Source organism: Pseudomonas sp. TE24901, from assembly GCF_054058375.1.
This window is the reverse complement of the sequence record NZ_JBSSAF010000022.1, coordinates 60,257-80,985: the sequence shown is the minus strand read 5'-3', so window position 1 is coordinate 80,985 and position 20,729 is coordinate 60,257. Positions and strand designations below refer to the sequence as shown.

Below are 20,729 nucleotides of genomic sequence, written 5' to 3'. Positions count from 1 at the left end.
CGCCATGGATGGCGCGTGGCGGCGGCCCCCCAAATCACTGTCGGATTACGGGCACACCGAGCCTAGGCGAGGTGCCGAGTGTTGGGGCAAGAGCCCTTTGGTTACTTTGGGGCTTTTCCAAAGTGACCCGCCGTAAGGGCGGAACCATACTCAGCCATCACCCCAATAACGGATATGCCCCCAATCAAACCTCACCCCTTACCCGACCCATTCCCAATCTGCCAAACAAACGGCGGCTCACTCCCATTCACCACCCAATCCCCCACAATCCGCGCCTTGTAAATCACCGGATTATGCGACGACACCGTCCGCGCATTCCGCCAATGCCGATCCAGCGCTTTCCCCTGGCGCACATCCGAAGCCCCCAGCGCATTGAACAACTCAGTGGTCGCCCGCTGAACCAACTGCGACACCACCACCTGCGCCGTCGCCGACTCAATCTCCGCCGCCACATTGGCCTCCCGCTCCAACACCGCATCCCCCGAAAACCGCGCCAGGTAAGCCCGCTGCGCCGGAACAGCCGCCTTTAAGGCACTGGCCTCCGCCGCATACACCAGGGCCGCCACCTCACCCACCACCTGCTGTACCTGCGCATCCTGGCTCACATGCGCCGCATTGCCATGGCTGTAAATGCGCTTACGGCTGCGTACCTGCTGCGCCACATCGTTAAGCGCCGCACGCCCGATACCCGCCAGGCTCGCCAGCAGCACCAACTGGTAGAAGGCCGTCTGGTACTTGAACCGGGTCGCAAAGTCGATGACGTTGTCAGCCTCGACCACCGCATCGGTAAACCGTGTGGTGCCACTGCCGGTGGTGCGTTGACCAAACCCGTCCCAATCATCGCTCTGCACCACGCCCGGCTGTCGCGTGCGCGTGGCGGCGATCACCGAGGCGCCGGTGTCGCTGCGCTGGGCGTACACATCGATCCAGTCCGAAAACAGGCTGCCGGTGCTGTAGAACTTCTCACCGTTGAGCGTCCACTGATCGCCGTCCGGGCTGACCTGGGTTACCACATCGCCAATCGCGACATCGCCGATTTCCGTCCAGGCGCAGCCGACGATATCGCCGTCGACAAAACGCTTGAACCACAGGTCGCGACCGGCACCGGGCGGTGCATTCAGGCGGTCTTCGGCGAACGCGAAATGCCCGCGCAGGGCTTGGGGCACGTTGGAGTCGGCAGCGGCGAGTTCGATCAGCAGTTCGAACAACTGGGGCAGGGACGCGCCGCCACCGCCATATTCCACCGGCACTCGCACTGCGCCAAAGCCGGCCTCCTTGAGCCATCGGATGGGTTCGTAGGGCAGGGTGCGGGTTTGCTCGCGCTCAACCGCACCCTCGGCGATGCGCTGGAAGATCGGACGAAAACGTGCGGCCAGTGTGGGGTAGTCGACGCCGATGGACAGCGGGTTGATCACATGTTGTTCGGTCATGGGAGGCAGCTCCTTGGCAGTGTTCAAGTACCAGGGCGATTGCACAGTCCGTGCCGGGTGTTCCAGCCCGTATTTACGGGCTACAACCTTGGCTGACTGTTGCGCCAGCAACAGTGGAACGACAAAGCGGTGCGATCCCTGACACCCGCGACAAAGGCCTTCATTGCGCGGTTTCTTGACGCAGCGCCTGTACGCCGGGCCTTTGCCGGTGCTGGCACACTTGCTGCTCTGACCCTCCTACATCCCTGTGTGCGAGGAAACGTCCGATGAGTCAGCAAGCCGTGAAATTTGCCTATTGGGTGCCCAACGTCAGCGGTGGGCTGGTGGTGAGCAAGATCGAACAGCGCACCCATTGGGGCATCGACTACAACCGCAAACTGGCGCAATTGGCCGAAGAGGCCGGCTTTGAATATGGCCTGACGCAGATTCGCTTTACCGCCGGCTACGGCGCCGAGAACCAGCATGAATCCGTGGCGTTCAGCCATGCGCTGCTGGCGGCGACGACCAAACTGAAAGTCATTGCAGCGATCCTGCCCGGTCCGTGGCAACCGGCGTTGGCGGCCAAGCAATTGGCGACCATCGACCAACTGACTAACGGCCGCATTGCGGTGAACATCGTCAGCGGCTGGTTCAAGGGCGAGTTCCAGGCCATCGGCGAACACTGGCTGGAACACGATGAGCGTTATCGCCGTTCCGAAGAGTTCATCCGCGCCCTCAAGGGCATCTGGACCCAGGACGACTTCACCTTCAAAGGCGACTTCTACCGCTTCAACAACTACACCCTCAAGCCCAAGCCGCTGGGCCAGCCCGAGGTGTTCCAGGGCGGCAGCTCGCGGGCCGCGCGGGACATGGCAGCGCGGGTGTCGGACTGGTATTTCACCAACGGCAACACCCCGGAAGGCATCAAGGCCCAGGTCGACGATATCCGCGCCAAGGCGGCCGCCAACAATCATTCGGTCAAAGTCGGCGTGAATGCGTTTGTTATCGCCCGTGACACCGAAGAAGAAGCCCGCGCCGTGCTCGCCGAAATCATCGAAAAAGCCGACCCGGAAGCCGTCAATGCCTTTGGCGATGCGGCCAGGCAAGCGGGCAAGGCCTCACCGGAGGGCGAGGGCAACTGGGCCAAATCCAGCTTTGAAGACCTGGTGCAGTACAACGACGGCTTCAAGACCAACCTGATCGGCACCCCGCAACAGATTGCCGAGCGCATCGTCGCGCTCAAGGCCGTCGGTGTGGACCTGATACTCGCCGGCTTCCTGCACTTCCAGGAAGAAGTCGAGTACTTCGGCAAGCGCGTGTTGCCGCTGGTGCGCGAGCTGGAAGCCCAGGCCGCGATCAAGCAGGTGGCCTAAACAGCACCACCGCCGCCCGCAGTTTGTTGTTGCCAAACCGGCACATGCGCTCGAACGCCCCATGGCTGACCGGCAGGTGCTGGCAGTCCAGGGGCTGACGGTGCTGGCTGTGGTCCACATCCGGGTCGTGCAGGTAGACAAACTCGTCGTCGCAATCGGTGACCATCACCCAGTGCGGCGACTTGGAGCGCGTGAGGCGGTAGCTGCTGATCAACACCAGCGGTTGCCCGCCTGCCTGCAGCACCTGTGGCAAGTCCAGGGCGCCGCCGAGCACCTGTTCGACGTCGCTGCCTGCCAGTTCTTCCTCGAACGCCTCGTGCACCACACGCATCACATCCTTCTTGTGCGGGTCGCGCACGCCATCGAGAAACAACGGCCCGCTGACATTCACCTGCATCCGCACCCGAAAGCCTCGGCGCCAGGCTGCCAGCGCCAAACCCTGAGGGCTGCAACCACCATGGCCGGCGGTCATGAACACGGTGGTTGCTTCGCGCCAGATCTGCAGCTCTTCGCGACGCTGCGCCACACGCCCAGGCACCAGCGCACCCATGGCCATCAGCAGGCAGGCGGCGCCACAGGTGAAGTCGGTGGTCTGTTGGTAGTAAGGCACGCTCTGCGGGCGCGCGGTGTGATGCTGCAGGATGCGTTTTTCCAGGCGCAGGGCGGCGGTGTGGTCTTCGTAATAGTCGTTGATCAGGGCAAAGCGCCGGTAGCCATTGCGTTCGTAGAGGGCGAGGGCACCGGGGTTGTCGGTGCGCACTTCCAGGCGCAGGTAGGCACAGTCGTGCTCGACGGCGCAGGCCTCGATACGGGCCAGCAATTGCTTGCCCAGGCCTATGCCGCGCGCGTGTTCGGCAATGGCGATGGAGTACAGGCGCGCCAATGAGGTGCCGCGATGGAACAGCACCAGGGCGTAGCCGAGCAATTGCTCGTCATTTTCCGCCACCAGCAACTGCCCGTGGGCGCGGCTGACCATCCACTGGAAACTGCGCGGCGAGAGTCGGTCGGTGGTGAAACAGTGCTGTTCCAAGGCCACCAGTTCAGGCACATCGGCCGGTGTTGCAACGCGAAAGGAAAGAGCCATATAACCGCCGTAAAAGTTGCGTAACGAAACGGGACTTCTCTAAAAGATCGTGCTTAATAGAAAAGGTCGAGTTCTCTAAAGCGGATCAAATATTATGTCGGCGGTACAAGGTCATTGGCGTGAAGTATCCGAGCAAACCCTCGCGGCGACAATAACTAACAAAGGTTATTTTTCCGTACCACCCAAAGGGGCCAGTCAAGTCGTGATCATTGTCGAGCGCAAGGAAGATTGGGCCTCTTACTTCCCCAGCGAAGACATCGTCACCGCCCAGGAATACCTGGAACAGACCCGGGAAAACGAGAGCGGCAAGCGCGTGCAGGTGATCAACCTGTGCCGCAGCTACAAGTACCTGGGGCATGGCTACTACTGTTCGCTGCTGGCTGAAGCTCGGGGGCACAAGGTGATTCCGTCGGTGCGCACCATCAGTGAGCTGACCAAAAAATCGCTGTATGGCCTGGCGCTGGATGACCTGGATAAAACCCTCGATAAAGCCTTGAGTCATCACCTTTACAGCAATACCGAAGGGTTTACCCTGACCCTTTACTTTGGCCGGACCAATATAGAACCGTTGCAGGATCTGGCCCGCCAGTTATTTGAAACCTTCCCGTGCCCGATCCTCTTAGTTGAATTCAGAAAGAACAACGGTTGGCATATCGAAGGGGTCAAGTCCGGCGTGCTGCACAAGTTGCGTGATGATCAGGAAGATCAATTCGCCCACGCCCTCGACAACTTCAGCCGCAAGATCTGGCGCCAACCCCGTTCACGCCGATTGGCCCGTTATGACCTGGCCATCCTTCACGATCCTCAAGAGCAACTGCCCCCATCCAACGCCCGTGCCCTGGAGAACTTCGTGCGGGTCGGCAAGGGCCTGGGCATCGACGTGGAACTGATCGAACGCAAGGACTACGGGCGCCTCGCCGAGTACGACGCCTTGCTGATCCGCGAGACCACCAGCGTCGACAACCACACCTATCGTTTCGCCAAGAAAGCCGAAAGCGAAGGCCTGGTAGTGATGGATGACCCGACGTCGATCCTGCGCTGCACCAACAAGGTCTACCTCACCGACCTGCTCAACAGCCATCAATTGGGCATGCCCGCCACCGAGATTCTCTACAAGGAACGACCGGAAGAGTTCGAACGGGTCGGCGAACGCCTGGGTTTCCCCTTGGTGCTGAAGATCCCGGACGGTTGTTTTTCCCGGGGTGTGATCAAGGTGGAGAGCCAGGAGGCCTTGCTCAAGGCTACCGCCGAGCTGTTCGAACATTCGGTGCTGCTGCTGGCCCAGGAGTTTTTCTACACCGAGTACGACTGGCGCATCGGCGTACTCAACCGCAAGCCGATCTTTGCCTGCCAGTACTTCATGTCCAAGGGCCATTGGCAGATCTACAACCACAAGGCCATCGGCCAGGACATCAATGGTGAATGCCGCACCCTCGCGGTTCACGAGGCGCCGAAGGCCGTGGTGGAGCTGGCCGTGAAGACCGCCAACCTGATCGGTGACGGCCTGTATGGCGTGGACCTCAAGCAATCCGGTGACAAGGTGGTAGTGATCGAGGTCAACGACAACCCCAATATGGACGCCGGCATCGAAGACGCCTATTTGCAGGACGACCTGTACGCCCTGGTGCTGGAGGAGTTCGTACGGCGCCTGGAGCTCAAGCGCCAAGGCCAGGTCTGGTAGCCGGCGATGATCCAGCGCTTTGACCTGATCGATGGCACGCTGCGCAGCGGGGACAGTGACGAGGCCCCCATCCTGTTGTTCAACGACCCTGACCCTGCCGAGCGAGACAGGCTGCGTGACCATTACAAGCTGGATGAGCACGCGCTGGCCTCGGCGCTCGACCCGGACGAAGTCTCACGGATCGAGTTCCACCCGGACAACCTGTTCCTGATCTGGAAACGCCCGGAAAACTACTCCGGCGGTGGCAGCCTCGTATTCGAAGTGTCGTCCTGCGGCTTGCTGTTTTCACCGGACCGACTGCTGGTGATCGCCCCGGATGAAACCCCGCTGACCGGCTTGGGCAAGCGCCACCCGTTGCACACGCCACTGGACGTGCTGCTCGACCTGCTGCTCAACAACATCCACCACTACCTGGGCCACCTCAAGGTGATCAAGCTGGTTGCACGGGAGTTGCAGCAGCAATTCAACGCGTCCATGAGCAACCACCACTTGATGCAGATGTTCAGCCTCAGCGAGAGCCTGATCTATTACATCAACGCCCTGCACAGCAACGGCGCCGTGCTGACGCGGCTGCGCAACCACGCCGAGAAGGAACACTTCAGCGCCCGGACCCTGGGTCTGATTGACGACCTGATCATCGAAAACCACCAGTGCTACAAGCAGGCCGAAATCTACTCCAACGTGTTCTCCGGGCTGATCGACGCACGCGGCAACCTGATGAACAACAGCATGAACAACCTGCTGCGCAAGCTGACCTTGATCAACGTGGTGTTCCTGCCGCTGAACCTGATCGCCAGCGTGGGCGGCATGTCGGAGTTCAGCATGATGACGGCGGGCACGCCGTGGTGGATTTCGTACCCGTTGTTCCTGGCGGCGATGGGGCTGGGGGCGGGGTTGATGGTGTTGGGGTTGAAGCGACTGGCGGGGGGAGGGCTGAAAAGCGTTTGAGGTGTAAGGCAAATGATACATTTCATTATTAATACGACATCATGGCCATTACAATGCCAGCCCCATAAGGATTTGGTAATGGATGCGTAAATGCAATTTCGTAAAAGTATCAACGCGTTACGAGCTGTAGCGGTTATCTGTGTGGTGCTCTTCCACTTCAAGGTCAGCGGTTTTCAGGGAGGGTTCGTTGGCGTTGATATCTTCTTCGTGATTTCCGGTTTTCTAATGACGGGGATCATTTTGAGCGGTTTGCAAAAGCAGCGCTTTTCGTTGATTGGTTTCTACGCATCGCGAGCGCGACGGATTATTCCAGCGCTGTTGGTGCTGTGCCTGGCGTTATGGGCCTTCGGCTTTATCTATTTGCCCCTGGAAGACTACCGGGCGCTGCTCAGGACAATAAAAAGCAGCCTGTTTTTTGCGTCCAACCTGGAGTTCGCCAAGACCGGCAATTACTTCGCCGCGCCACTGCGCGAGAACTGGCTGTTGCACACCTGGTCACTTTCGGTGGAGTGGCAGTTCTACATGCTCTATCCCCTGCTGCTGATGGGACTGCACAAGGTCTTGGGCAGTTCTGGAACCAAGGCGGCGCTGGTGCTGTTGGCACTGGTTTCCCTGGGAGCCTCGGTGTATCTGAGCCCGTCTGCGCCGGTTTTTGCGTTCTATATGCTGCCCACCCGCGCGTGGGAAATGCTCGCGGGAGGACTGGTGTATCTGTTTCCGTTGGCACTGGGCAAGCGCGCGCGCCAGGGTGCTGAAGTGCTTGGTTTGGCGGCCATTGCAGTCAGTATTTTTTGTTTTTCCGAGCAGGACGTATGGCCCGGTATCCTTGCCCTGGTACCGGTAGTGGGCACCGCCTTGGTGATTCTGGCCAACTCCGAGTCGGCGTTCAGCCGCAATGGCGCGCTGCAATTCACTGGCGGCGTTTCATATTCTGTTTACTTGTGGCACTGGCCGTTGGTGGTCTTCTTGTATACCTGCGGATTGCTTGACAGCTGGCCGTATGTGGTGGCCGGTGTCATCGTGTCATGTGTCCTGGGCACGGTTTCGTATTACTGGGTCGAATCGCGCGTCGGTACATTAACGACGGCTCCACGTGCGTTGTTCAAGTACGCGTCCTTCGTGGTGTTGGGTGTCGGGTTTTCTGCCATTACGTCATCGGTGGTCAAAGATCACCCCGGCGTGCGCTTTCCCTACGTCGACCTGGGGCGGCCAGACTACGCCAGTGCGCTCTATGAGCAGGAGTGTTATCCCAGCGCCTTCGGTGCGTCGGACTGCAAACTGGGGAAAGGGGAGGTTTCCGTCATTCTCTACGGCGACAGCCATGCTCAATCCACTGCGGCGGCCATCCAGATGGATAATCCCCACGCGGCGCTGTCCTGGGCCCGTGGCGGTTGCCCGACGTTGCGGCACTTTGAGATGCACGACAAGGAGTTGAGCCGTAAATGCGGCGGCTTCAATGCCGAGAAACTGGGCGTACTGCAGACCTCGTACCCAGGTGTACCGGTCGTCTTGTTCAGCCGCGCTTCGATGTATTTGGATACGAGTCGAGGGAACAATTATCGCGTTTACTTTCCTGGCCAGGAACACTTGTCAGGACGTGCGTATGTCGATACCTACACGGCCGAATACAGCAGGACGGTCTGCTCGATCGCTGAAAACCATCCTGTCTATATCGTCAAGCCGATCCCGGAGATGCCCTTCAGCATTTACAAAGGGCTGAATCTGCACCAGCGCATCTTCCAGCGTTCGTCGGACATCTCCGTTTCATTGTTCGACTACGAAAAGCGTAATCGCACGGCCATACAGGCGATTGAAGCCGCGGCGAAACAGTGCAATGTCCACATCATCGATCCTACTCCCAAGCTGTGCCCGAATGGGCAGTGCATGGGGTCTAAGAATGGCGTGCCACTGTACTTCGACGATAACCATCTGGTTGACTCCGGCAACGAGCAACTTGAAGGGTTATTCAAGGCAGTACTGGCACCCATCTAGCCAATGGTGGGAGTCGGCTTGCCGGCGATGGCATCACTGCGGTGTACCTGAATCACCGCGTTGTCCGCATCGCCGGCAAGCCGGCTCCTACAGGGTTATGTCATCAGGGGGTGGGTTGCAGGGTCAGCACTTCGAAGCCGTCCGCCGTCACCGCCACGGTGTGTTCCCACTGTGCCGACAGGCTGTTGTCCTTGGTCACCACCGTCCAGCCATCCTTGAGGCTGCGCACCTTGGCGCCACCCTGGTTGAGCATGGGCTCGATGGTGAACACCATGCCTTCGCGCAGTTCCAGCCCGGTGCCAGGGCGGCCGAAGTGCAACACTTGCGGTTCCTCGTGCATCTGCCGGCCGATGCCATGGCCGCAGTAGTCACGCACCACGCTGTAGCCATTGGCCTGGGCGTGGCTCTGGATCGCATGGCCGATATCACCCAGGCGCGCGCCCGGCTTGACCTGGCGAATGCCGGCCCACATCGCCTCGAAGGTCATTTCCACCAGGCGCCGCGCCTTGGGCGCCACGTTGCCGATCATGTACATCTTGCTGGAATCGGCAATAAACCCGCCTTTTTCCAGGGTGATGTCGATGTTGATGATGTCGCCGTCCTTGAGGATGTCCTTGGCGCTGGGCATGCCATGGCACACCACCTCGTTGATCGAAGTGTTGATGCTAAACGGGTAGTCGTATTGGCCCAGGCTGGCGGGGCGGGCCTTCAAATCGTTGCGGATGAAAGCTTCGACGGCGGCGTCCAGCTCCAGGGTGGAGCGGCCGGCGCAGACAAACCCATCGAGCATGCTGAACACCTGGGCCAGCAGGCGCCCGGATTCGCGCATCACGGCCAATTGCGGGGCGGTCTTGATCATCAACTGCGCCCCCGGATCAGGTCGGGCTTGTCCAGCAACAATTTGTTGATCAGCTCGTTGTAGGGCAGGTGAGGGTTGAGCTCGGCGAGCAGGCCGATCTTGATCCAGAACTCGGCCTGGGCGTTGATGGAACGGTCCATGGCGGCGCTGGCCAGGCGAAGCTGTTCGTGCAGTTGGTCGGTGATCTTGACGATGCCCATGGTCTTCACTGTGTAGGGTTGATATACAAAGCGTATATGTTTCGTATATTTGTCGTAAACCCCCAGCCGCTAAATGGCAGCAGGCCATTGACTTGCTCGCCAGGCGCCGGTTAATTTCGTTGCATGACATTACAAGCCTTCCGTAGCCCGCTGATGATTATTACCGCCATTCCTCATTTGGCGGGATAGCACACGGCTGCACCCCAACCCGCCCTAGAGGCGGGTTTTGTTTTTCCGTCTCCGGGGCCTTCAAAAAAAGCGCCAGGAGACACCGATGAGCACGTGCCCCGTTCCACACACCGCCAACCCGGAACTGCTTGAGCACTACGTAAAAAAGATCCTCGCGGCCCCGGTCTATGACCTGGCAGTGCGCACGCCCTTGCAGGCGGCGCCGGCGCTGTCAGCGTTGCTGGGCAACCAGGTGCTGCTCAAGCGCGAGGACTTGCAGCCGACCTTTTCCTTCAAGATCCGTGGCGCCTACAACAAGTTGGTGCAGCTCACGGCCGAGCAAAGGGCCCGGGGCGTGGTCACTGCATCGGCGGGCAACCACGCCCAGGGTGTGGCACTGGCCGCGCTGGAACTGGGGATCAAGGCACGCATCGTCATGCCTTGCAGCACGCCACAATTGAAAGTGCTGGGTGTGCGTTCCCGAGGGGCCGAGGCGGTGCTGCAGGGGGAGAGCTTTCCGTTTGCGCTGGCCCATGCGCTGCAACTGGCCGAGACCTCGGGTTGCACTTTTGTGTCGCCGTTCGACGACCCGGATGTGATTGCGGGCCAAGGCACCGTGGCCATGGAAGTGCTGCGACAGCAACAGGGGCCGCTGGACGCGATCTTCGTACCGGTGGGCGGCGGTGGCTTGATCGCCGGCATTGCCGCCTACGTCAAATACCTGCGGCCCCAGGTGCGTATCATCGGCGTCGAGCCCGAAGGCTCCAGCTGCCTGTTGGCGGCCTTGCGTGCCGGTGAGCGCGTAGTGTTGCCAAGTGTGGACGGGTTTGCCGATGGCACCGCGGTGGCGCAGGTCGGTGCCTATGGGTATGAGATCTGCCGCGATTGGGTGGATGAAGTCATCACCGTGAGCAATGACGAGTTGTGCAGCGCCATCAAGCTGATCTACGACGATACGCGCTCGATCACCGAACCCTCAGGTGCCCTCGCCGTGGCAGGCATCCGCCGTTACGTCGAGCGAACTGGGGTGAGTGGCCAGACCTTGGTGGCGATCAATTCAGGCGCCAATATCAATTTCGATAGTTTGCGACATGTTGCTGAAAGAGTGGCGGCGCAAACGGCGGTTTAACCGGAAGTCCGGGATTAAACGTTTAATCCCTGCCATTCGCCGAGAGTTTGATGACTGAATGTAAAAACCTTTCCGGGATATATATCAATCCTCGTCACTTATGAGGAAAGGTTACAACGAGAGGGGATTTTGCCGAGTAGGCTGGTGAATGAAAGCGTCTTCCAAGGTTGGCAAGACGCGGCAGGCACGCACCTGCCAGCAACTTGAGTGTTCATAAAAACTGATTGGCAGTCTCATAAAAGGAGAGGTTGGCCATGCTTTCGGAATTAGAACTTCGCAGCATTATTGAAGGAAGTTTCCTGCCCAAACGGTGCGAATGCACCAAGGCCGAAGATGCCTCGCTGACGATCAAGGTCTATGACGACCGCGACCGTGACCGAGTGGACCTGGAAGTCAAAGGCATCAACGCCGACAAGCTCGACAGCAGCCGAGCCATTTGCAACCTGATCACCGGGTTGCGCGAAGACCTCAAGCACACCCATGCACCCGCCCTGCAAAGAGTGGGAGGACGCGGCTACTACTAGGCCGACGTCTGAGGTTGAATCACCGACGACCTGTGGGCCTGGAGAAACGCCAGGCCCAGTACGGTTTCTGTTGCCACCGCCAGCAGGATGCCCGGCCCGGCATTGCCGTTGATCCATTCACTGAACCCCAGCACGGCCAATACCAGGCACCCGGCGATAAAGCCGGTGGTCAGGGCACGTCGTGTGTCGGAAGGTGGTGCGTGGCGAGCGCGGTAGAACATGATGCCAATCGCCAGGAACAGCGCGGCGTTGCGGCGTGAGACCAGCCCGGTCGCGCTGGTGTACTCGACACTCCACAGCCACAGCAGCAGGTCGGGACGCAGGCCCCAGACCAGCGCGAGGGCGAAGCAGAGCAGGGCGGTAAAGGTAGCGAGGGAACGGAAACTGAGCGGCATGGCGAATCCTTTCGGCCTGTGACAAGCCCGCAAGATTACTCGTTTATGCGCGGGCCTGCGTTGTCTGTTTCAACGGCTCAGTTCTGGAAGTCACAGGCTTCTGACATTTTGCGGTAGCCCACATCTTCGATTTTGCCGGCTTTATCCACGAACTTGATGTCGGCGTCGATGACCTTGCAGTCATTGGTGTCGGTCTCGTGCATGGCAATCACTTTGTCGATGTTCAAGGGCATGCCGTATTGGTAAGGCACCGGTTTGGCATCGGTTTGCTGGGCCGTGTCAGCCTGGGCGGCGCCTGAGAGCGCGGCCAGAGCCAAGGTGCCGGTGAACAGTAAGTTACGCAGTTTCATGAGGGTTCTCCGCAAGTCGTTCGCAGGCCCATCAACACGACGGGCCGGCGGCCGCACGGGCCCCCGGGGGCGGTGAGTGCGGTCAAGTTCACTGTCGACTTGGGGGATTAACCTTCGATTAATTGCGCGCTAACTGACAAAACCTTCATGAACGCGTGTTCAGCCCAACTGCTGGCGATACGGCAGGTCCGGCCCGGTCTTGCCACACGTCAGCGCAGCCGCGCGGATCGCGAAGCCGAGCATGGCGTCGATCTGCGCGCGGGTGAGCCGTTGCAGGCCGTCCACTGAGTCCAGGTGGTGCTCGGTCAGCCAGGCGATCAGCGCGGCCTGGAACGTATCGCCGGCGCCGACCGTATCGGCCATCACTACCTCTACGGCCGGTTGCGACCAATGGCCGTGCTGGCGGCTGAACACGCTGGCCCCTTCGCCACCCCGGGTGAGGAACACCAACTGGCAGCGGTGTTGCAGCCAGCCTTGCAGCACGCTTTCCGGCGACTGGTCGGGGTAGAGCAGGTGCAGGTCTTCGTCGCTGACCTTGATCAGGTCGGCATGCTTGACCAGCTCGGCCACACGGTCACGCCACAGCTGGATATCCGGCTGCGGGTTGAGGCGCACGTTGGGGTCGAGGCTGATCAAGCGTTTGCCGCTTTCACGCTTGACCAGGTTCAGCAGGGTGTCGCCAATCGGCTGCACCACCAGGGAGAACGAGCCAATGTGCAGGCCACGGATGTCGGCGCCCAGCTCGGGCAGGTGGGTGACTTCCAGCAGCCGGTCGGCACAGCCTTCGCCACGGAAGTTGTACTGCGGTGAGCCGTTGGCGCCCACGGCCACCATCGACAGGGTAGTCGGTGCGGCAAACTCCACCAGGAACTGCTCGCTGACGCCTTCGTCCCTGAGCACTTGCAACAGGCGGCGGCCGAAGAAGTCGGTGGACACGCCGCCAAACAGCCCGGCTTCGATACCCAGGCGGCGCAAACCCACGGCCACGTTGAACGGCGAGCCCCCGGCAATGGCCTTGTAGTTGACCTTGGAAGCCTGCCCGCTGGCATCTTCCTCGCTGAAGAAATCGAACAGCGCTTCACCACACACCAGATACATAGTCGTTCGCTCTTAAAGGGTTGCCACGTGTTGTTGATAGCGCTCGTAGGCCTGTTGATAGGCGCTGACACTGGCCGCCACCGGCAGGGTACGGCTGGCCGGGTCGACGCTCACGCATTTGTCGCACAGGCTGGCCAGGGATTCGCCGGACTGGCACCACGCCGCCTGGATCGCCGCGCCCAGGGCGGCGGCTTCGCTTTGTTCGGTACAGATCACTTCGGTGTTCATGATATCGGCAACCATCTGCCGCCACACCGGGCTCTTCGAGCCGCCGCCGATCAGGCGGATGCTCTGGCTTTGCAGGCCGGTCTGGCGCAGCAGGTCCAGGCCGTAGCGCAGGCCGAAGGTGGTGCCCTCGACCACGGCGCGGCACAGGTTGGCGCGGGTCAGGTTGGTCATGGTCAGCCCGTGCAGGCTGCCCGTGGCGTGGGGCAGGGCGGGCACCCGTTCGCCATTGAGGAACGGCAGCATGCTCACGCCGTCGGCGCCGATGGGGGCCAGTTCCACCAGCGTGTTGAACGCGGCCAGGTCGAGGTCGAACAGCTCGCGGATCACCCCGGTGGCGTTGGTCAGGTTCATGGTGCAGATCAGCGGCAGCCAGCCGCCGCTGGACGAGCAGAACGTGGCGACCGAGGCCTGCGGGCTTACCTTCGGCTGGTCGGCGAACGCATAGACGGTGCCCGAGGAGCCAAGGCTCATGGTGATCACGCCCGGCGCGATATTGCCGGTGCCGATGGCGCCCATCATGTTGTCACCGCCGCCGCTGGCGACGATGGCGTTGGGGTTGATGCCCAGGCGCTCGGCAATTGCTGGCAGGATCGTGCCGACGCGTTGGTCGGCCTCGATCAAGGTGGGCAGCGCGGCTTCAAGGCGCCCGCTGGGGTCGATGTGCTTGAGCAGGTCCACGTCCCACTGGCGGTTGCGCACGTTGAAATACCCGGTGCCCGATGCATCGCCATATTCCGCGACGGCACGGCCGGTGAGCCAGTAGTTGAGGTAGTCATGGGGCAGCAGGATATGTGCGATGCGCGCAAAAATATCCGGGTGCTGCTCGCGGGTCCACAGCAGCTTGGACACGGTGTACCCCGGTGCAATCGCCACACCGAGTCGCTCCAGCGAACCGCTTTCGCCGCCCAGGTGTTCGAGCAGGCGCTCGTTTTCGGGCGCGGTTTCGGTGTCGCACCACAGCTTGGCCGGGCGCAGGACCTGGCCACTGTCATCCAGCAGCACCAGCCCGTGTTGCTGGCCGGAAACGCCGATACCGAGGATGTCCTGGCCGTCCACGCCCGCCTGTTGCAGGGCGCGGTGGGTGGCTTCGGTAAAGGCGTCCAGCCATTCCTGGGTGTGCTGCTCGCGACGGCCATTGGCGCCGCTGATCAGGCTGTGGGCAGCAGCGCCCAGGCCCAGCACCTTGCCGTTGCTGGCGTCGAGGACGATGGCCTTGGTGCCCTGGGTGCCGCAGTCGATGCCGAGAAACAGGTTTTGCTGGGTCATGAGGATTTGCTCAGCAGCATTGTTTTTTGGATTGAAAACCCGATCACGTGTGGGAGCTGGCTTGCCTGCGATGGCGGTGGTTCAGGCAGCCAAGAGGTGACTGAAAGACCGCCATCGCAGGCAAGCCAGCTCCCACAGGTTTAAGCCGGTTTCTTCAGGAGATTCTGCAGAGTTGCAGTGACGCCGTGGTCACGCAGGCTCGCAAAACACCGCTCGAACGCTGCCACAAACGCAGGCGAGTTGGGAATAGCCGTACCAAAAATCTCCTCCACCCCCAGCAGGCGCTTGCTGATCAGCGCATCGTCACTCACCAGCTCTTGGCAAAACTGCGCACGGGGATCCGGGATCGTGTAGCTCACGCCGTTTTCATCCACGCCCTTCAAGTACAGCGCCCACGCGGCCACCACCAGTGCCGCGCGCTCGGTCTCGCGGCCGTCGGCGATCAGGCGGTTGATGGTCGGCACGGTGAACTTGGGAAACTTCGACGAGCCATCGGAGCATACGCGTTCCAACTGGTCGGCAATCGCCTGGTTGGAGAAGCGGTCCACCAGCGTCTGCTTGTACTCGGTCAGGTCGATGCCCGGCACCGGCGCCAGGTTCGGTGTGACGTCCAGGTCCATGTACGCACGCATGTAGGCCACGAACACCGGGTCATTCATGGTCTCGTGCACAAACCGGTAGCCCTTGAGAAAACCCAGGTAGGTGAGGGCCAGGTGGCTGCCGTTGAGCAGGCCGATCTTCATCTCTTCGTAGGGCGTCACGTCGTCGGTGAACTGCACACCGACGTTTTCCCAGGCCGGGCGGCCGTTAACGAATTTGTCTTCCAGCACCCACTGCACAAAGGGTTCGCACACCACTGGCCAGGCATCGTCGATGCCGTGCTCGTCGTGCAATTGCAGGCGGTGGGCGGTGCTGGTCATCGGCGTGATGCGGTCGACCATCGCGTTGGGGAAGCTCACATTGGCGTTGATCCAGTCGTGCAGCTCGGCGTTGTGCAGCGTGGCAAACGCCAGCAGTGCCTTGCGGGTGACGGCGCCGTTGTGCGGCAGGTTATCGCAGGACATCACGGTAAACGCCGGGGTGCCGGCGGCGCGGCGTTTAGTGAGGGCGGCGCAGAGGAAACCGAACACGGTCTTCGGTGTATTCGGGTGTGCCAGATCGTGCTGGATCTGTGGCAAGTGGGCCATGAACTCGCCGTTGCTGTCGTCGATGCAGTAGCCGCCTTCGGTGATGGTCAGCGAGACGATGCGAATCGCCGGGTCGGCCAGTTTGTCGATCAACGCCTGGGCGCCGTCCTCGGCCAGCAGCATGTCGCTGATGGAGCCGATCACGCGCACTTCGGTGTCGTCGGTATCGCCCAGTTCATACAGGGTGAACAGGTAGTCCTGGCCGGCCAGGTCGTCGCGGGCCTTGCGGTCCTCGGCACGCAGGCCGACGCCGCAGATGCTCCAGTCCAGGCCCACGCCGGTGTTCATCAGCGCGTCGGTGTAATAGGCCTGGTGCGCACGGTGGAAACCGCCGACGCCAATGTGGGCGATGCCCTGGGTGGTGCTGGCGATGGCATACGCCGGGATTTTCACCTGCGGCGCCAACTGGGTGAGGTTCTGTTTATTCAGTTTCATGGCAACTCTCGCAAAATCAGGCGGCGGCGCGCAGTGGGCGGGCCACGGCTTTGCCTTCGGTGTCGAACAGATGGCAGTGCGCCGGGTCCAGGTGCAGGTGCAGCGTCTCGCCGTATTGGCTGGCCATGTCGCCACGAATGCGCATGGTCAGCGGTTCGCCGTTGGCGGTGACCACGTGGCAGAAGGTGTCGCTGCCCAGGCGCTCGCCGACGTCGGCGGTGACGGTCAGGGTGGTCTGGCCCGGCGTGGCGATTTCCAGGTGTTCCGGGCGAATGCCCAGGGTCACGGCACTGCCGACGCTCAGCGTGGCGCCGCTTTGCGGCAGGTTGATCAGGGTGCCGGCGTCCAGCTGCACCTCGCAGCCCTGGCCGTCGACGCGGGTGACCTTGCCCTTGAGGAAGCCCATTTTCGGCGTGCCGAGAAAGCCCGCCACAAACAGGTTGGCCGGCTGGTGGTACAGCTCCAGCGGCGAGCCGACCTGCTCGATGCGGCCGCTGTTGAGCACCACCACCTTATCGGCCAGGGTCATGGCTTCGACCTGGTCGTGGGTCACGTAGATCATGGTGGCCTGCAGCTCTTTATGCAGGCGCGCCAGCTCCAGGCGCATCTGCACGCGCAGCGCGGCGTCGAGGTTGGACAACGGCTCGTCGAACAGGAAGATCTTCGGGTTGCGCACAATCGCCCGGCCGATGGCCACACGCTGACGCTGGCCGCCAGAGAGCTGCTTGGGCTTGCGCTCCAGCAACGGGCCCAGTTCGAGGATGCGTGCCGCTTCGCTGACCTTGCTCTCGACCAGCTTCTTGTCGACGCCGGCCAGGTCCAGGGCAAACGACATGTTCTTGCGCACGCTCATGTGCGGGTACAGCGCGTAGGTCTGGAACACCATCGCCAGGTCACGCTTGGCCGGGGTCACTTCGGTGATGTCGCGACCGTCCAGCTCGATGGTGCCTTCGGTGACTTCTTCCAGGCCGGCGATCAGGCGCAGCAGGGTGGACTTGCCGCAGCCCGACGGGCCGACGAACACCACGAATTCCTTGTCGTTCACCTCAAGGTCGATGCCCTTGATGATGGAGAAACCTTCGAAGCCTTTTTGCAGATTCTTGATTTTCAGGTTGGCCATGATGAGCCCTCCGTATAGAAATGATGAGGCCGTTATTTCACGGCGCCGAAGGACAAGCCGCGCACCAGCTGTTTCTGGCTGATCCAGCCAAAGATCAGGATGGGCGCGCAGGCCAGGGTCGAGACGGCGGACAATTTGGCCCAGAACAACCCTTCAGGGCTGGAGTAGGAGGCAATCAGCGCGGTCAGCGGCGCGGCGTTGGACGAGGTCAGGTTCAGCGACCAGAACGCCTCGTTCCAGCACAGGATCAGCGACAGCAGCACCGTGGACGCCAGGCCACCCTTGGCAATCGGCAGCAGCACACGGACCATTTCCTGCCACAGGGTGGCGCCGTCCAGGCGGGCAGCCTCGAGGATGTCCTTGGGGATGTCCTTGAAGTAGGTGTAAACCATCCACACCACGATCGGCAGGTTGATCAACGTGTAGATGATGATCAGCGCGATCCGCGTATCCAGCAGGCCAAAGCTCTTGGCCAGCAGGTAGATCGGCATCAGCACACCCACCGGCGGCAGCATCTTGGTCGACAGCATCCACAGCAGCGTGCCCTTGGTGCGCTGGGTTTCGTAGAACGCCATGGAGTAGGCGGCCGGCACCGAGATCAGCAGGCACAGGGCGGTGGCGCTGAACGAGATCACCACCGAGTTCCAGGCGTAGGCGAAGTAGTTGCTGCGCTCGTTGATGTGCAGGTAGTTCTCCAGCGTCGGCGTGAAGATGAACTGCGGTGGCGTGGCGAACGCGTCGATTTCGGTCTTAAAGCTGGTCAGCACCATCCAGAAGATCGGGAAGAAGATCAGGATCGCGATGGCCCAGGCCAGGGTGCCGAGCAACAGGCTTTGCAGGCGGCGGGATTGTTGAAGCGTCATGGCGCGGCCCTCAAGGCTTGTCAGTCAGGTTTTTGCCGATCATCCGCACCAGGATGATCGCCGCGATATTGGCGATGACCACGGCAATCAAGCCGCCGGCCGAAGCCATGCCCACGTCGAACTGCACCAGCGCCTGGTTGTAGATCAGGTAGGCGAGGTTGGTCGAGGCGTAGCCCGGGCCACCGTTGGTGGTGGTGAAGATCTCGGCAAACACCGAGAGCAGGAAGATCGTCTCGATCATCACCACCACGGCAATCGGGCGGGCCAGGTGGGGCAGGGTGAGGTGCCAGAAGATCGCGATGGCGCCGGCACCGTCCAGGCGCGCGGCTTCCTTTTGCTCCTGGTCGAGGGACTGCATGGCGGTCATCAGCAGCAGGATGGCGAAGGGCAGCCATTGCCACGACACAATGATGATGATCGACAACAGCGGGTAGTGCGCCAGCCAGTCCACGGGCTCGGCGCCGAACAGCTTCCAGACGGCGGCGAGAATCCCCGACACCGGGTGGAAAATCAGGTTCTTCCAGATCAGCGCACCGACGGTGGGCATGATGAAGAACGGTGAAATCAGCAACACCCTTACCAGGCCGCGACCGAAGAACTCACTGGCCTCCAGCAACGCACTGATCAACACGCCGAACACCACGCTGATCAGCAGCACACTGCCCACCAGCAGCAAGGTATTGGTGGCGCCGGGCAAGAAGCCCGAATCGGTGATGAAGTAGGTGAAGTTCTCCAGCCCCACGAATTGGTTTTCACCAGGGTAGAGCAGGTTGTAGCGGATCAAGGAGAAGTACAGGGTCATGCCCAGCGGCACGATCATCCACAGCAGCAGCAAGGCCACCGAGGGGCTGACGAGGAACCAGCCGGGGTTGGCCAGGCGGTTTTTGGGTGGTGTATTCATGGTGATCAAAACCAGTCGATTACAGGCAGGGCCAGCGTCGGAGCGCGATCCAATGTGGGAGCTGGCTTGCCTGCGATAGCGGTGTGTCAGCACACACATTCATCAACTGACAGACCGCTATCGCGGGCAAGCCCGGCTCCCACATTGATGGGGTTCCCACATTTACAAGGGTGAGTCAGGCCTATTTGGGATAACCGGCGCGCTTCATCTCACGCTCGGTGGTGGTCTGCGCGGCAGTCAGGGCCTGGTCCACCGTTTGCTGACCGGTCAGCGCACCCGAGAAGAACTTGCCGACCTGGGTACCAATGGCCTGGAATTCAGGAATGGTCACCAACTGGATGCCGATATACGGCACCGGCTTGAGGGTCGGTTTGGTCGGGTCCGCGACTTTCAGCGATTCCAGGGTCACCTTGGCAAACGGCGCGGCCTTCATGTATTCATCGCTGTAGGTCGACTTGCGCGTGCCTGGCGGTACGTTGGCGATGCCGTCGGTCTTGGCCACGAGCTGGCTGTATTCCTTGGAGGTCGCCCAACTGGTGAACACCTTGGCAGCGTCCTTGGCCTTGGAGCTGGTCGGGATCGCCAGGCTCCAGGAGTACAGCCACGAGGTGCCCTTGTCGGTCTTCTCGTGAGGGGCAAAGGTAAAGCCGACGTGATCGGCCACTTTGCTCTGGGTCTTGTCGGTCACGAACGAACCCGCGACGCTGGCATCGACCCAGATTGCGCACTTGCCGCTGTTGAACAGCGCCAGGTTTTCGTTGAAACCGTTGCTGGAAGCACCCGGCGGGCCGGATTTCTTCATGTTGTCGACGTAGAAGGTCAGCGCGTCCTTCCATTCAGGGCCATTGAATTCTGGCTGCCACTTCTCATCGAACCAGCGCGCACCGTAGCCATTGGCCAAGGTGGTGATCAGCGCCATGTTCTCACCCCAGCCGGCTTTGCCGCGCAGGCACAGGCCGTACTGTTCTTTGGACTTTTCGGTGAGTTTGTCCGCGAATTCGCCGATCTGGGTCCAGGTCGGGTGCTCGGGCATAGTCAGCCCGGCGTCCTTGAACAGGTCGGTGCGGTAATAGGTGATCGAACTTTCGGCATAGAACGGCAGGGCGTACAGCGAACCTTTGACAGACAGGCCATCACGCACCGAAGGGAAGACGTCGTCAAGGTCGTAGGACGCCGGCAGGTCCTTCATCGGTTCCAGCCAACCCTTGGCGCCCCACAGTGCAGCTTCGTACATGCCGATGGTCAACACGTCGAACTGTCCACCCTGGGTGGCGATGTCAGTGGTCAGGCGCTGGCGCAGCACGTTTTCTTCGAGCACCACCCAATTCAGCTTGATCTCCGGATGCTCGGTCTCGAAGGTTTTCGAGAGCTTTTGCATGCGGATCATGTCGCTGTTGTTGACGGTGGCAATGGTCAGGGTCTGCGCGCCAAAGCTGACGGCGCTGAGGGTCATGCAGGTCATCATGCAGGTAGAGGCAAGCAGAGCTTTTGCTGTGAACTTCATCGCGCACTCCATTTC

19 protein-coding genes are annotated in these 20,729 nt (G+C 61.0%); 6 read left to right on the top strand and 13 right to left on the bottom strand.

All coding sequences use genetic code 11. The features are described 5' to 3' along the window. Positions 1 to 191: 191 nt before the first annotated feature. Complete coding sequence (locus ACVWVP_RS29450; protein ID WP_457409565.1) at positions 192 to 1,430, bottom strand: acyl-CoA dehydrogenase family protein; 1,239 nt, start codon at positions 1,428 to 1,430, stop codon at positions 192 to 194. A gap of 266 nt (positions 1,431 to 1,696) precedes the next feature. Between ACVWVP_RS29450 and sfnG the strand changes: the two genes are divergently transcribed. Then, entirely contained in the window at positions 1,697 to 2,782 is a 1,086-nt protein-coding gene (sfnG, locus tag ACVWVP_RS29445; protein WP_457409562.1) for a dimethylsulfone monooxygenase SfnG, read from the top strand. Here the strand turns inward: sfnG and ACVWVP_RS29440 are convergent. After that, on the bottom strand, positions 2,766 to 3,866 hold the full coding sequence (locus tag ACVWVP_RS29440) for a peptidase C39 family protein (RefSeq protein WP_457409560.1): 1,101 nt from the start codon (positions 3,864 to 3,866) through the stop codon (positions 2,766 to 2,768). The two genes, sfnG and ACVWVP_RS29440, sit on opposite strands and share 17 nt — an antisense overlap. A 94-nt stretch (positions 3,867 to 3,960) precedes the next feature. Between ACVWVP_RS29440 and ACVWVP_RS29435 the strand changes: the two genes are divergently transcribed. The 3 genes from ACVWVP_RS29435 (at position 3,961) to ACVWVP_RS29425 (ending at position 8,487) form a co-directional block, all read left to right on the top strand. Beyond that, positions 3,961 to 5,547: a RimK family protein gene (locus ACVWVP_RS29435; RefSeq protein ID WP_457409558.1), complete on the top strand. Its 1,587-nt coding sequence runs from the start codon at positions 3,961 to 3,963 to the stop codon at positions 5,545 to 5,547. 6 nt (positions 5,548 to 5,553) lie between these two features. Next, complete coding sequence (locus ACVWVP_RS29430) at positions 5,554 to 6,495, top strand: magnesium transporter CorA family protein (protein ID WP_457409556.1); 942 nt, start codon at positions 5,554 to 5,556, stop codon at positions 6,493 to 6,495. Positions 6,496 to 6,585: 90 nt separating this feature from the next. After that, complete coding sequence (locus ACVWVP_RS29425) at positions 6,586 to 8,487, top strand: acyltransferase family protein (protein ID WP_457409555.1); 1,902 nt, start codon at positions 6,586 to 6,588, stop codon at positions 8,485 to 8,487. A 103-nt stretch (positions 8,488 to 8,590) separates the two neighbouring features. Here the strand turns inward: ACVWVP_RS29425 and map are convergent, their stop codons facing one another. Beyond that, entirely contained in the window at positions 8,591 to 9,346 is a 756-nt protein-coding gene (gene map / locus ACVWVP_RS29420; protein WP_457409552.1) for a type I methionyl aminopeptidase, read from the bottom strand. Then, positions 9,346 to 9,546 (bottom strand): ParD-like family protein, encoded by a 201-nt coding sequence (locus ACVWVP_RS29415; RefSeq protein ID WP_003190946.1) that lies wholly within the window; start codon positions 9,544 to 9,546, stop codon positions 9,346 to 9,348. Before ACVWVP_RS29415 ends, map begins: the two co-directional genes overlap by 1 nt. 274 nt (positions 9,547 to 9,820) lie before the next feature. Between ACVWVP_RS29415 and ilvA the strand changes: the two genes are divergently transcribed. Next, positions 9,821 to 10,843, top strand: coding sequence for a threonine ammonia-lyase, biosynthetic (gene ilvA / locus ACVWVP_RS29410; protein ID WP_178923314.1), 1,023 nt, complete (start codon positions 9,821 to 9,823; stop codon positions 10,841 to 10,843). A gap of 254 nt (positions 10,844 to 11,097) precedes the next feature. Next, positions 11,098 to 11,367, top strand: coding sequence for a DUF1652 domain-containing protein (locus ACVWVP_RS29405; protein ID WP_176998385.1), 270 nt, complete (start codon positions 11,098 to 11,100; stop codon positions 11,365 to 11,367). Here ACVWVP_RS29405 and ACVWVP_RS29400 read toward each other — a convergent pair. The 9 genes from ACVWVP_RS29400 to ACVWVP_RS29360 all read right to left on the bottom strand — a co-directional run bounded on the left by ACVWVP_RS29400 (position 11,364) and on the right by ACVWVP_RS29360 (position 20,714). After that, a complete protein-coding gene (locus ACVWVP_RS29400; protein ID WP_457409550.1) occupies positions 11,364 to 11,762 on the bottom strand; it encodes a hypothetical protein in 399 nt (132 codons plus the stop codon). The two genes, ACVWVP_RS29405 and ACVWVP_RS29400, sit on opposite strands and share 4 nt — an antisense overlap. A gap of 77 nt (positions 11,763 to 11,839) precedes the next feature. Further along, the gene (locus ACVWVP_RS29395) at positions 11,840 to 12,112 is read right to left on the bottom strand and encodes a DUF2790 domain-containing protein (RefSeq protein WP_457409548.1); all 273 of its coding nucleotides are present in this window, start codon (positions 12,110 to 12,112) and stop codon (positions 11,840 to 11,842) included. 159 nt (positions 12,113 to 12,271) lie between these two features. Next, positions 12,272 to 13,210 carry a carbohydrate kinase family protein gene (locus ACVWVP_RS29390; protein ID WP_457409546.1) on the bottom strand — a complete coding sequence of 313 codons (939 nt, stop codon included), beginning with the start codon at positions 13,208 to 13,210 and terminating at the stop codon, positions 12,272 to 12,274. 12 nt (positions 13,211 to 13,222) lie between these two features. Then, positions 13,223 to 14,704, bottom strand: a complete 1,482-nt coding sequence (xylB, locus tag ACVWVP_RS29385; RefSeq protein WP_457409544.1) for a xylulokinase — start codon at positions 14,702 to 14,704, stop codon at positions 13,223 to 13,225. A 140-nt stretch (positions 14,705 to 14,844) separates the two neighbouring features. Beyond that, the gene (locus ACVWVP_RS29380; protein WP_457409543.1) at positions 14,845 to 16,326 is read right to left on the bottom strand and encodes a mannitol dehydrogenase family protein; all 1,482 of its coding nucleotides are present in this window, start codon (positions 16,324 to 16,326) and stop codon (positions 14,845 to 14,847) included. Between the two features lie 16 nt (positions 16,327 to 16,342). After that, positions 16,343 to 17,446 (bottom strand): ABC transporter ATP-binding protein, encoded by a 1,104-nt coding sequence (locus tag ACVWVP_RS29375; protein WP_178923326.1) that lies wholly within the window; start codon positions 17,444 to 17,446, stop codon positions 16,343 to 16,345. Positions 17,447 to 17,478: 32 nt separating this feature from the next. After that, a complete protein-coding gene (locus tag ACVWVP_RS29370) occupies positions 17,479 to 18,309 on the bottom strand; it encodes a carbohydrate ABC transporter permease (protein WP_016968929.1) in 831 nt (276 codons plus the stop codon). A 10-nt stretch (positions 18,310 to 18,319) separates the two neighbouring features. After that, complete coding sequence (locus ACVWVP_RS29365; protein WP_176998378.1) at positions 18,320 to 19,210, bottom strand: carbohydrate ABC transporter permease; 891 nt, start codon at positions 19,208 to 19,210, stop codon at positions 18,320 to 18,322. 181 nt (positions 19,211 to 19,391) lie between these two features. Next, positions 19,392 to 20,714 carry an ABC transporter substrate-binding protein gene (locus ACVWVP_RS29360; protein WP_457409540.1) on the bottom strand — a complete coding sequence of 441 codons (1,323 nt, stop codon included), beginning with the start codon at positions 20,712 to 20,714 and terminating at the stop codon, positions 19,392 to 19,394. Between the last annotated feature and the right edge of the window lie 15 nt (positions 20,715 to 20,729).